Here is an 11,963-nt window from a genome sequence, read left to right as displayed (position 1 = left end):
TGTCAGAACCGCAAACGGCGGCTGCGGCGGCACGCGCACGGGGACCAGATGCTATGATGAACTGTACGGATTCCACGATTCCATGCGCATAATCCTGATCACCGGTATTTCCGGCTCCGGCAAATCAGTTGCCCTGAACGCGCTTGAAGACGCAGGCTATTACTGCGTCGACAATCTGCCGCCGCGTTTTCTGCCGCAACTGGCCAACTATCTCGCCGACGACGGCCAGGAACGCCTCGCCGTCGCTATCGACGCGCGTTCGAGCGCCTCGCTCGACGAAATGCCCGCAATGATCCGCGACCTGTCGCGCGCTCACGACGTGCGCGTGCTCTTCCTGAACGCAAGCACACAGTCGCTAATTCAACGCTTCTCCGAAACGCGCCGGCGCCACCCGCTGTCCGGTTCCACCGCGCACGATGCGGACGTCGGCTTGTTGACGTCGCTCGCCGAAGCGATTGAACGCGAGCGCGAACTCGTGGCGGGTCTCGCCGAATTCGGCCATCAGATCGACACCAGCAATCTGCGCGCGAACGTGCTGCGGGCATGGGTGAAACGCTTCATCGAACAGGAAGATGCGGGGCTCGTACTGATGTTCGAGTCCTTCGGCTTTAAGCGCGGTGTGCCGCTCGACGCCGATTTTGTTTTCGACGTGCGCACGCTGCCGAACCCGTACTACGATCATGAACTGCGGCCTCTTACGGGCCTCGACAAACCGGTGATGGATTTTCTCGATGCGCTGCCGGTCGTGCATGAAATGATCGACGACATCGAAAAATTTCTCGTCAAATGGCTTCCGCATTTCCGCGACGACAATCGTAGTTATCTGACGGTCGCGATCGGTTGCACGGGCGGCCAGCACCGCTCGGTGTTCATTGCGGAGACGCTTGCCGCGCGTCTCGCAACGTCGGCGAATGTCATTGTGCGGCACCGCGATGCGCCGATTCCCATCGGCGAATCATCGAAGTTAGTGGCTTAACCGGCCGCATCGCGCGGCCTCAACTCGAAGCGTTGCGCCATGTCTTCTTCTACTGTGCTTGCCGATGTGCCGCTGTTTCCGCTGCATACGGTGCTGTTTCCCGACGGATTATTGCCGCTGAAAATCTTCGAAGCGCGCTATCTCGACATGGCACGCGACTGTTTGCGCGACAAAATGCCGTTCGGGGTGTGTCTGCTGAAAAGCGGCGCCGAAGTGGCGCGCGCTGAAGAGCCTTCGGTACCCGAACCAATTGGCTGCCTTGCCGAAATCGAAGAGTGCGATGTCGAAGCTTTCGGCATGCTGCTGATTCGGGCACGGGGTACGCGACGGTTTCGCCTGCTGTCGCATCGCGTGGAAACGAGTGGCTTGCTGGTCGGCATGGCGGAGCCGCTCGGCGACGACATACCGCTCGAGGGCAATGAGCAACTGGCCAAATTCGGCGCGTGCGCGGAAGTACTCGAACGGATCATCGCCACGATCCGCGAACGCGATCCAGACAGTTTGCCGTTCGCCGAGCCGTTCAGACTGGAAGATCCGTCATGGGTGTCGAACCGGCTCGCGGAAGTATTGCCGATCGCCCTTCGCGCAAGGCAAAAACTCATGGAATTGCAGGACGCAGGTGCGCGAATCGACGTGGTTCATCACTATATGCAGCAGCATCAGCTGCTTTGATTTGACGTGGGCTCCGCTAGCGATTGCTTAAATCAACGAGCCCTGCAAACCATCCAGCAGTTTGCGCACCGGCGCGGGCACACCGAACGAGTCGAGATCGCTTAGCGGGACCCACGCGGTATCCGCGTCGCCTAGCGCGGAGAATGCACCCGCACCGCGATCCAGCTCGACGAGCCGAGGTTCGATATCCAGCTTGAAATGCGTAAAAACGTGCGTAAACGGGGCGAGCGGCGCGAGCGGTGAAGCCGCTCCATCGCCACCGAAGGCGCTCGCACGCTCGGCGAGCGCGGCTTCGTCGGCGGCTTCGGGCAGGCTCCACAAGCCGCCCCAGATGCCCGACGGTGGACGTTTTTCAAGCATCACGGCATTGCCGTCGCGTAGCACCAGCATCCATGTGCGGCGCGTCGGCACAGCTTTCTTTGGCCGTGCCGTGGGCAGCTCACGCTGACGTCCGGTCACGTTGGCCACACAGTCGACGGCGAACGGGCAGCGCAGGCAATCCGGCTTGCCGCGTACGCACAACGTTGCACCGAGGTCCATCAGACCTTGCGTGTACGCACTGACATCGTTTTCCGATGCGTTGGACGGCAGCAGTGATTCCGCCAGCGTCCACATCGCATTCTCGACTTTCTTTTCACCCGGAAAACCTTCGACGCCGAATACACGCGCCAACACGCGCTTCACGTTGCCGTCGAGAATCGTGGCTCGCGCGCCGAATGCGAATGAAGCGATTGCCGCCGCCGTCGAACGGCCGATGCCCGGCAATTCCGCGAGCTCGTCGGCGGACGCAGGGAACGCGCCGCCATGTTGCTCGACGACCACCTGCGCGCAACGATGCAGATTGCGTGCGCGCGAGTAGTAGCCAAGGCCTGCCCACAACGCCATCACATCGTCCGCCGGCGCGGCGGCGAGTGACGCAACATCCGGACAACGCGCGAGAAACTTGGCGTAGTACGGAATCACCGTCGATACCTGCGTCTGCTGCAGCATGATTTCCGACAGCCAGATGCGATACGGATCGCGCGTGTTCTGCCACGGCAGGTCATGACGGCCATGCTGGCGCTGCCACGCAATCAGCCGCGCGGAAAAATCAGACATAACCGGGAAAGCGGGCGCAGCGGACGGAGCAGTCGGGCTTAAACGAGATGGCATCGAGGAATTAACGCTGGCAGGTGGGACAGAAATACGTAGAACGCTGCCCCTGTACGATCTGTCTGATCGGCGTTCCACACACGCGGCATGGCAGCCCCGCGCGATCATAGACGAAATAGTCGAGCTGGAAGTAACCACTTTCACCATCGCTGCCGACGAAATCACGCAGCGTGCTGCCCCCCTTCTCGATCGCCGCGGCGAGCGTGACGCGCACCGCGTCCGCAAGCAAATCGTAGCGCACAAGCGAGACACGGCCCGCCGCGGTGGTAGGCCGGATACCAGCGCGAAAGAGACTTTCCGATGCGTAGATATTGCCCACGCCGACCACGATCTCCCCTGCCAGCAACGCCTGCTTCACCGACACCTTGCGCCCACGCGTGAGCCGGTGCATCAGCGCGCCGGAGAACGCCGGCGAAAACGGCTCGACACCGAGACCCGCGAGCAGCGGATGCTCGAGCACGTCGCCGGCTTCGCGCGGGTGCCACAGCACCGCTCCAAAGCGCCGCGGATCGCGATAGCGCAAAATGAATTCGTCGAAAATCCAGTCGACGTGATCGTGCTTCGCCGCGGCAGGCGGATGCGGCACATGGCGCAGCACACGCAGCGTGCCGGTCATGCCGAGATGCACAATGAACCAGCCGGCATCGATTTCGAACAGCAGATACTTGCCCCGCCGTTCGACCTTGCGCACCACGCTGCCCCGCAAGGTTTTCGCAAGGTCCGCCGGAATCGGCCAACGCAGCGCGGGCGTGCGCACATCGACGCGTTCAACCTTGCGGCCGGACACATACGGTTCGATTCCCCTTCGGGTAACCTCAACTTCTGGCAACTCTGGCATGTCTAACTGGTCTGCAACTTGCGTGAGTGGTTGTGCGCTTATTGTAGCGAGCGCGTTACAATCGTCCGAAACATTGAACGGATTTCCATGAACTTGTCCTTCGTGAAGCTGTTTTCGAAGCGCCCGGCTAGCGCATCCCGCGTGCCGCACGCCGTATCCGCTCGACGCATGCTCGGTGCCGCCGCACTCGCCGTCTGGGCGCTGGCTGCTGTGCCCGCGCACGCGCAGGATCCATCGCCCGACTCGGATGACACGTCCGTCACCCTGCCGGACCCGCTCGGCCCGGCAACGGCAGAAGACCAGAAGTCTCTGCCGGGCGTGCCGCTGTCCAGCCAGATCGTATTCCAGGTGCTCGCCGCTGAAGTCGCATTGCAACGCGACCAGCCGGCGCCCGCCTACCAGACATACCTCGCGCTCGCGCGCGACACGCACGATCCACGCATGGCGCAACGCGCCACGGAAATCGCGCTGGCCGCGCAAAGCCCGTCGGACGCTTTGGCCGCCGCGCAATTGTGGCAGCAGTATGCGCCGAATTCGGAACGCGCCGCGCAACTCGACGCGTCACTGCTCGTGCTGTCCGGCAAGCCTGATGACGCCGAGCCGATCCTCGCGCGCGAACTCACGAAAGTACCGGCCGAGAATCGCGGCAGCGCGATTCTGGCGCTACAACTGTTGCTCTCGCGCGGTCCCAACCGGATCGGCGGGCTGCACGTGCTGCAAGACCTGCTGAAAGACGACCTGAACCGGCCCGAAGCGCAACTGGCCATCGCACGCCAGCAGCTCGTTTCCGACGACGCACCGGGTGCACGCAAGTCGCTCGAACAGGCGCTCACGCTCAAGCCCGATTATTTGCCGGCCGCGCTGATGCTGTCGCAAATGGGCCCGGAGGAGCGCAAGGAAGGGATCGCTTCGCTCGAAAAGTACGTGCAGCAGAATCCGAAATCGCATGACGCGCGTCTCGCGCTCGCCCAGATGTATCTCGCGAGCGACCGTCTGGACGACGCGCAGAAGCAGTTCGAGATCATGCACAAGAACAACGCGGCCGACCTTACGCCGCTGATGGCGCTCGCGCTGATCAAGATCCAGCAGAAGAACTTCAACGACGCGCAGACCTATCTGACCCAGTACGCGCAGCAAGCTGAAAAAACGCCGGGCGCCGATCCGGGCCAGGCGTACATCTATCTTGCGCAACTGGCGCTCGAACAGAAGAACGAAGCGGCGGCAGGCGATTGGCTGAACAAGGTAACGCCCTCGAGCCAGCAATTCATGCCGGCGCAGATCACGCGGGCGCAATTGCTCGCCAAGCAGGGCAAGACCGACGACGCGCGCAGGCTGCTGGCCGGCCTGCAGTCACCCGATCCGCGCGACCAGGCGCTGATCGCACGCACCGACGCCGCGATTCTGTTCGACGCGAAGCGCTATCCGGAGGCGGAAACACGCCTGCAACAAGCAACGGCCGCATTCCCCGACGATCCCGATCTCACCTACGACTACGCGATGTCCGCCGAAAAGACCGGTCACTACGATGTCATGGAAGCACAACTGCGCAAGCTGATCCAGACGCAGCCGGACAATCCGCAGGCATACAACGCGCTGGGCTATTCGCTGGCCGATCGCAATCAGCGCCTGTCGGAAGCCGACAAGCTGGTCGAGAAGGCGTCGTCACTGGCGCCGAACGACGCGTTCATCATGGACAGCGTCGGTTGGGTCAAGTACCGGATGGGCAATACGACGGACGCAATCAAGCTGCTGCGCAAAGCGTACGACCTCCAGCCGAACGCCGAAATCGGCGCGCACCTCGGCGAGGTGTTGTGGAAAACCGGAGCGCAGGACCAAGCCCGCGCCGCCTTCCGCGACGCGCGCAAGCTCGAACCGGACAACGACACGCTGGTCAAAACGCTGCAACGCCTTCAGGTAAACGATCTTTGATGCGTCTTTCCCGCTTGATCTCCTTTCCCCGGGCGCCGCGTGGCGCAGCGCTCGGATTCGTAGCGGCAGCGATTGTCGCCTTGGCCGGTTGTGCATCGGTGAAGCCGCAGGGGCCGTCCACGTCGAACGCGGCAACAGCCGTTTCTACGCAGACCAGCCGCGCTTATCAGGGCCGTTTCGCGATCCAGTACAACGATCAGAACGGCCAGCAGCGCAATGCGTATGGCAACTTCACGTGGCAGGAAACGGGTGACACGGTCACCTTGCAATTGCGCAATCCGCTTGGGCAGACACTGGCGATCGTGACCTCGTCGCCGGCGTCCGCCACGCTCGAGTTGCCCAACCGTCAACCGCTCACCGCCGACAACGTCTCCACGCTCATGCAGAATGCGCTCGGCTTCGCGCTGCCGGTCGAAGGGCTGCGTTACTGGCTGCAGCCTTCGCCGGCTCCCACGTCGCGCGCCAGGACCGAGAAGGATCCGGACCAGCCTTCGCACCTGAAGCAGATCAAGCAAGACGGCTGGACGATCGATTACCTGGCCTATGCCGATGCACCGGCCACTGGCGTGAAGCGCTTGAACCTGAGCCGCTCGGAACCGCCGCTCGACATCAAGCTCGTGCTGGATCAGTAGTCACGCCTGTTCGCGTGCACAACCTTTACCGCTTCTTCCGCGCCGCGATGGCGCATGTAACCCTGACTCATGATTGAAACGACCGACTCGCTGCGCGACTGCCTCGCGCCAGCGAAACTCAACCTCTTCCTCCACATCACCGGCCGCCGGCCCGATGGCTATCACACGCTGCAAACCGTGTTTCAGATGCTCGACTGGGGCGACACGCTGCATTTCAAGCGGCGCGACGACGGCCTCATCACGCGCAGTACCGAAATCGCCGATGTGCCGCCCGAACACGACCTCACCGTACGCGCGGCAACGCTCCTGAAGGCGCATACCGGCTCGCCCGAAGGTGTCGATATCGAAATCGACAAGCGCCTGCCGATGGGTGCGGGCCTTGGCGGTGGCAGCTCCGATGCGGCCACCACGCTGCTCGCGCTGAACCGCCTCTGGAAACTCGATTTACCGCGACTGGAGTTGCAGGCGCTGGCGTTGAAACTCGGCGCGGACGTGCCATTCTTTGTTTTTGGGAAAAATGCGTTCGCACAGGGTGTCGGAGAAGCATTAGACGTTGTACAATTGCCGCCGCGTCATTTCCTGGTAGTGACGCCGAGGGTTCACGTTCCGACTGCAGCGATTTTCTCCGAAAAAACGTTGACAAGAGATTCGAAACCTCTCATAATTACGGACTTTCCTGCAGAACTTAGCTGCAACACTGAATGGCCAGAAAGTTTCGGCCGGAATGACATGCAGCAGGTTGTCGTGGGAAAATACGTGGAAGTAGCGCAAGTGCTGCGGTGGTTTGAAAACATCGCACCAGCGCGGATGTCTGGGTCAGGTGCAAGTGTATTTGCAGCGTTCCGTAGTAAAGCTGAAGCAGAAGCGGTGCAAGCCAAACTGCCAGCCGAATGGAACAGCGCAGTGACTGCAGGTCTCGATCAGCATCCACTCTTTGCTTTCGCGTCATAAGTTTTGCATCGTCGAACGTTCCCTCGTTCGGTGAAGCTCAAAGTTAGTGTAGGGGAGTCGCCAAGTTGGTTAAGGCACCGGATTTTGATTCCGGCATTCGAAGGTTCGACTCCTTCCTCCCCTGCCAAAAATTCTCGCATTTCCCTCGCCCCCAGCCTGAAGTAGGTGCACGATGAGCAGCCATGACGGCCTGATGGTTTTTACTGGCAACGCAAATCCCGCGCTTGCACAGGAAGTCGTCAAAATCCTCGGTATTCCCCTCGGCAAAGCAATGGTCAGCCGTTTCTCGGACGGTGAAATCCAGGTCGAGATTCAGGAAAACGTGCGTGGCAAGGATGTCTTCGTCCTGCAATCCACGTGCGCACCGGCGAATGACAATCTGATGGAACTGATGATCATGGTCGATGCGCTCAAGCGCGCATCCGCTGGCCGGATCACCGCAGCCATCCCCTACTTCGGTTATGCACGTCAAGATCGGCGCCCGCGTTCGGCGCGCGTCGCCATCTCGGCGAAGATCGTGGCGAACATGCTGGAAATCGCCGGTGTAGAGCGGATCATTACGATGGATCTGCACGCCGACCAGATTCAAGGTTTCTTCGACATCCCGGTCGACAATATCTACGCTACGCCCGTGCTGCTCGGCGATCTGCGCAAGCAGAACTACGAGAACCTGCTGGTCGTTTCGCCGGACGTCGGCGGCGTGGTGCGTGCCCGTGCACTGGCCAAGCAACTGAATTGCGATCTCGCGATCATCGACAAACGCCGCCCGAAAGCGAACGTTGCCGAAGTGATGAACATCATCGGCGAAGTCGAAGGCCGCACCTGCGTGATCATGGACGACATGGTCGACACCGCAGGCACGCTTTGCAAGGCCGCTCAGGTTTTGAAGGAACGCGGTGCGAAGCAGGTGTTCGCGTACGCCACCCACCCGGTTCTGTCGGGCGGTGCAGGCGAGCGTATTGCAGCTTCCGCACTCGATGAACTCGTTGTCACCGATACGATCCCGCTCGGCGAAGAAGCCCGCTCGTGCGCCAAGATCCGTTCGTTGAGCAGCGCCGGCCTCCTCGCCGAAACGTTCTCGCGGATTCGCCGCGGCGATTCGGTGATGTCGCTGTTCGCTGAAAGTTAAGTATTTGCGAAGGCGCGGCGCGGCATTGCAGTACCGCACGCCGCGCTTTTGCACAATTGGCACGAACGAACGAAGGTTCGTGCCATCGCTCTGGGGCCTCAGCCGTAATGGCTTGGAGGCCCCGTTTTTACTGCCTGGTCGCGGGCAGTGCATTGGAGATTCAACATGAAAGTAGTCGCTTTCGAGCGTTCCTTGCAAGGTACGGGTGCGAGCCGCCGCCTGCGTATCTCGGGTAAGACCCCGGGCATCGTATATGGCGCTGGTGCTGACACGCAATTGGTCGAACTCGACCACAACGCACTTTGGCACGCGCTGAAGAAAGAAGTTTTCCACTCGTCGATCCTCGAATTGGAAGTGGCGGGCAAGTCGCAACAGGTTCTGCTGCGCGACGTGCAATACCACCCGTTCCGTCAGCTCGTGCTGCACGTGGACTTCCAACGTGTCGACGCGAAGAAGAAGCTGCACACCAAGGTGCCGCTGCACTTCATGAACCAGGAAACCAACCCGGCTGTGAAGCTGTCGGGCGCGGTGATCTCGCACGTCCTCAACGAAATCGAAATCGAGTGCCTGCCGTCGGCACTGCCGGAATTCCTCGAAGTCGACCTGGTGAAGATCGAAGCAGGCCACTCGCTGCACGCCAAGGACATCGTCCTGCCGGCAGGCGTGGCACTGGTTGCTCACGTTGATGCAGAAAACCCGGTCATCGCATTGGCGACGATCCCGGCTGGCGCAATCGCTGAAGGCGACGCCGCTGCTGCTGCAGGCGAAGGCGAAAAGCCGGCTGCCTAAGTGCCTTTTGGGCGCTGAGCAAGCAATCCTCTCGATCCGTTTCAATGAAACGGTCGATGTGACCCGCCGAGGTTCGCCCCGGCGGGTTTTTTTTCGGTTTTTTTCGGCTCGGCCGCTTTCGGCGCCTGGGCCAGATGGACCTACGCAATCATGATCAAGCTGATCGTCGGGCTCGGCAATCCGGGCGCTGAATACACCGCGACGCGCCACAACGCCGGCTTCTGGCTGGTCGATCAACTGGCGCGCGAAGCAGGCACGGCGCTGCGCGACGAGCGGCGCTTCCACGGGTTCTACGCGAAGGCCCGGCTGCATGGCGAAGAAGTACATCTGCTGGAGCCGCAGACGTATATGAACCGCTCGGGACAGTCGGTTGTGGCGCTCGCGCAATTCTTCAAAATTCTTCCGGACGAAATTCTGGTTGCGCACGATGAACTCGATATGCCGCCAGGCAGTGTCAAGCTGAAGCTCGGTGGCGGCAGCGGCGGCCATAACGGGCTGAAGGACATCACCGCGCATTTGTCCTCGCAGCAGTACTGGCGGCTGCGGATCGGCATCGGCCATCCACGCGACCTGATTCCAGAAAGCGCGCGAGCCGGCGCCAAGCCGGACGTCGCCAACTATGTGCTTAAACCGCCGCGGCGGGAAGAACAGGATGTGATCGATGCGTCGGTCGAACGGGCGTTGGCCGTGATGCCGCAGATCATCCAGGGCGAGCTCGAACGGGCGACGATGCAACTGCATCGCAACAATCCCTAAGCGCGCCCTGCCCGCACCCGTATCGCCGTATCGCCATCGACAGGAGATTCGCTTGAGCCGCTACTGGAGTGACATCGTTCACCGTCTAACGCCGTATGTGCCGGGCGAACAACCGGCCGTCGCGCATCCGGTGAAGCTGAACACCAACGAAAATCCGTATCCCCCGTCACCGCGCGTACTTGAAGCGATCCGGCGGGAACTGGGCGCCGCGGGCGAGTCGCTACGGCGCTATCCCGACCCGAGCGCGCGCAAGTTACGCGAAACGGTAGCCGCGTTCCACGGCATTCGCCCGGAACAGGTGTTCGCAGGCAACGGCTCGGACGAAGTGCTCGCGCTCACCTTTCAGGCCTTGCTGAAACACGACAAGCCGTTGATGTTTCCTGATATCACGTACAGCTTCTACCCGACCTACGCGCGGCTCTTCGAAGTCGACTATCGGACCATCGCACTCGACGACAGCTTCGCCATTCAGGTCGACGACTACACCGCACCTAACGGTGGCGTATTGTTCCCGAATCCGAATGCGCCGACCGGACGACCACTGCCGCTTGCCGATATCGAGCGCCTGGTGGCGAGAAACACCGAATCGGTCGTGGTAATCGACGAGGCCTATGTCGATTTCGGTGCCGAATCGGCCATTGCCCTGATCGACCGCTATCCCAACCTGCTGGTGATCCAGACGGTATCGAAGTCGCGTTCGCTGGCCGGCATGCGGGTCGGCTTCGCGTTCGGCAATCCGGAACTGATCGACGCCCTGAATCGCGTGAAGGACAGCTTCAACTCATATCCGCTCGACCGCCTGGCGCAAGTCGCGGCCGTCGCTGCGTATGAAGACGATGCATGGTTCCGCGACAATTGCGCCAAGGTGATCGCTAGCCGTGAGCGGCTGGCGGCAGGCTTGACCGCACTGGGCTTCGAGGTGGTGCCGTCGGCGGCGAATTTGCTGTTCGCGCGTCACGAAGGCTACGATGCCGCGACGCTCGCGGCACGGCTTAGGGAAAAGGAGATTTTCGTGCGCCACTTCAAGGCGACGCGAATCGACCAGCATCTGCGAATCTCGGTCGGCACTGACGCCGAATGCGACATTCTGCTGGATGCGCTGCGCGACATTTTCAGCGCTTACGTCGGGTAACGATGGGATAGCGAGCGGTCGGGACAAGCTCGCGCGCGACAGACACATACCGTTGCCGCCAAAGAGAACGGCGAGGCAGACGCCTCGCCGTTCACCCTCATTCAACGCTCAAGCACTCTTCGCAGCCTGCAGCGCGTGATACTTCGCCATTAACCCTTCCGCCGTCTCCAGATGCTCAGGGTCGCGCGGAATACACTCGACCGGGCACACCTGAATACACTGGGGCTCGTCGAAATGACCGACACACTCGGTGCATTTCTTCGGGTCGATTACATAGATTTCCGCGCCCATCGAAATCGCGTCGTTCGGGCACTCGGGCTCGCACACGTCGCAATTGATGCACTCGTCGGTAATCATCAAGGCCATACTTCTCTCACTTCGCGCCGGCCGATGCCAGCTTTGATCCGTCAAACCGCCAGTTTACGCCTGTTAAGGTTGTCCCGCCGAAACACCGTCATTCGGATCCAGCGCAGCGACTTTCTCCTTCAGCCATTTTTCGACCGACGGGAACACGAACTTGCTGACGTCGCCGCCCAGTTGTGCAATTTCACGCACGATGGTGCCGGAGATGAACTGGTATTGATCCGACGGCGTCATGAACATGGTTTCGACGTCCGGTAGCAGATAGCGGTTCATGCCCGCCATCTGGAACTCATATTCGAAGTCGGAGACGGCCCGCAGGCCACGCACGATCACCCGCGCGTTATTGCTGCGGACAAAGTCCTTCAAAAGCCCTTTGAAGCTCATCACCTGAACGTTCGGGTAGTGCCCGAGCACTTCATGAGCGATGTCGAGACGCTCTTTCAGGGTGAAAAACGGCTTCTTGTTGCGGCTGTCGGCAACACCCACCACCAGCGTGTCGAAAATACTCGACGCGCGTCGAACGAGGTCTTCGTGACCGCGCGTCAGCGGGTCGAACGTGCCCGGGTACACGGCGACTACCATGAGACTTCTCCTCTCTTCAGACAAATGGGCACGTCAAAGCGTCCACGCGACGCATTTGGCAC

Annotated in this window: 13 protein-coding genes and 1 tRNA gene; 10 read left to right on the top strand and 4 right to left on the bottom strand. The window is 61.0% G+C overall.

All coding sequences use genetic code 11. The features are described 5' to 3' along the window. Positions 1 to 82 precede the first annotated feature (82 nt). Together rapZ and PQR67_RS08660 are read left to right on the top strand one after the other, a co-directional pair. Positions 83 to 976 (top strand): RNase adapter RapZ, encoded by an 894-nt coding sequence (gene rapZ / locus PQR67_RS08665; RefSeq protein WP_120344346.1) that lies wholly within the window; start codon positions 83 to 85, stop codon positions 974 to 976. A gap of 39 nt (positions 977 to 1,015) precedes the next feature. Continuing rightward, positions 1,016 to 1,648, top strand: coding sequence for an LON peptidase substrate-binding domain-containing protein (locus PQR67_RS08660; RefSeq protein ID WP_408457073.1), 633 nt, complete (start codon positions 1,016 to 1,018; stop codon positions 1,646 to 1,648). Between the two features lie 27 nt (positions 1,649 to 1,675). On the opposite strand, the gene mutY is transcribed toward PQR67_RS08660, so the two are convergent. Together mutY and mutM are read right to left on the bottom strand one after the other, a co-directional pair. After that, a complete protein-coding gene (gene mutY / locus PQR67_RS08655) occupies positions 1,676 to 2,800 on the bottom strand; it encodes an A/G-specific adenine glycosylase (RefSeq protein ID WP_408457070.1) in 1,125 nt (374 codons plus the stop codon). A gap of 7 nt (positions 2,801 to 2,807) precedes the next feature. Continuing rightward, complete coding sequence (gene mutM / locus PQR67_RS08650; protein ID WP_408457068.1) at positions 2,808 to 3,638, bottom strand: bifunctional DNA-formamidopyrimidine glycosylase/DNA-(apurinic or apyrimidinic site) lyase; 831 nt, start codon at positions 3,636 to 3,638, stop codon at positions 2,808 to 2,810. Positions 3,639 to 3,725: 87 nt separating this feature from the next. Here mutM and PQR67_RS08645 point away from each other — a divergent pair, with 87 nt between their 5' ends. The 8 genes from PQR67_RS08645 (at position 3,726) to hisC (ending at position 10,956) form a co-directional block, all read left to right on the top strand. Next, the gene (locus PQR67_RS08645) at positions 3,726 to 5,567 is read left to right on the top strand and encodes a tetratricopeptide repeat protein (RefSeq protein WP_408457065.1); all 1,842 of its coding nucleotides are present in this window, start codon (positions 3,726 to 3,728) and stop codon (positions 5,565 to 5,567) included. Then, positions 5,567 to 6,199 carry a lipoprotein insertase outer membrane protein LolB gene (lolB, locus tag PQR67_RS08640; protein ID WP_408457063.1) on the top strand — a complete coding sequence of 211 codons (633 nt, stop codon included), beginning with the start codon at positions 5,567 to 5,569 and terminating at the stop codon, positions 6,197 to 6,199. Before PQR67_RS08645 ends, lolB begins: the two co-directional genes overlap by 1 nt. 69 nt (positions 6,200 to 6,268) lie before the next feature. Continuing rightward, positions 6,269 to 7,150 carry a 4-(cytidine 5'-diphospho)-2-C-methyl-D-erythritol kinase gene (gene ispE / locus PQR67_RS08635; protein WP_408457061.1) on the top strand — a complete coding sequence of 294 codons (882 nt, stop codon included), beginning with the start codon at positions 6,269 to 6,271 and terminating at the stop codon, positions 7,148 to 7,150. 50 nt (positions 7,151 to 7,200) lie between these two features. Further along, positions 7,201 to 7,277 (top strand) — tRNA-Gln (locus PQR67_RS08630). A 45-nt stretch (positions 7,278 to 7,322) separates the two neighbouring features. Next, a complete protein-coding gene (locus tag PQR67_RS08625) occupies positions 7,323 to 8,279 on the top strand; it encodes a ribose-phosphate pyrophosphokinase (RefSeq protein WP_028199080.1) in 957 nt (318 codons plus the stop codon). Between the two features lie 165 nt (positions 8,280 to 8,444). Continuing rightward, the gene (locus tag PQR67_RS08620; RefSeq protein ID WP_408457057.1) at positions 8,445 to 9,068 is read left to right on the top strand and encodes a 50S ribosomal protein L25/general stress protein Ctc; all 624 of its coding nucleotides are present in this window, start codon (positions 8,445 to 8,447) and stop codon (positions 9,066 to 9,068) included. Positions 9,069 to 9,218: 150 nt separating this feature from the next. Then, positions 9,219 to 9,824, top strand: coding sequence for an aminoacyl-tRNA hydrolase (pth, locus tag PQR67_RS08615; protein WP_408457054.1), 606 nt, complete (start codon positions 9,219 to 9,221; stop codon positions 9,822 to 9,824). A gap of 52 nt (positions 9,825 to 9,876) precedes the next feature. Beyond that, on the top strand, positions 9,877 to 10,956 hold the full coding sequence (gene hisC / locus PQR67_RS08610; RefSeq protein ID WP_408457052.1) for a histidinol-phosphate transaminase: 1,080 nt from the start codon (positions 9,877 to 9,879) through the stop codon (positions 10,954 to 10,956). A gap of 108 nt (positions 10,957 to 11,064) precedes the next feature. Here hisC and PQR67_RS08605 read toward each other — a convergent pair whose 3' ends face one another. Both PQR67_RS08605 and coaD read right to left on the bottom strand, forming a co-directional pair. Continuing rightward, a complete protein-coding gene (locus PQR67_RS08605) occupies positions 11,065 to 11,322 on the bottom strand; it encodes a YfhL family 4Fe-4S dicluster ferredoxin (protein ID WP_028199076.1) in 258 nt (85 codons plus the stop codon). A gap of 63 nt (positions 11,323 to 11,385) precedes the next feature. Beyond that, positions 11,386 to 11,901 carry a pantetheine-phosphate adenylyltransferase gene (gene coaD / locus PQR67_RS08600; RefSeq protein WP_028199075.1) on the bottom strand — a complete coding sequence of 172 codons (516 nt, stop codon included), beginning with the start codon at positions 11,899 to 11,901 and terminating at the stop codon, positions 11,386 to 11,388. Between the last annotated feature and the right edge of the window lie 62 nt (positions 11,902 to 11,963).

Origin of the sequence: Paraburkholderia fungorum (assembly GCF_046026025.1) — a bacterium.
GTDB classification, from domain to species: domain Bacteria; phylum Pseudomonadota; class Gammaproteobacteria; order Burkholderiales; family Burkholderiaceae; genus Paraburkholderia; species Paraburkholderia fungorum_E.
The sequence above is the reverse complement of the archived record's forward strand: the minus strand, read 5'-3'. Positions and strand labels throughout refer to the sequence as shown.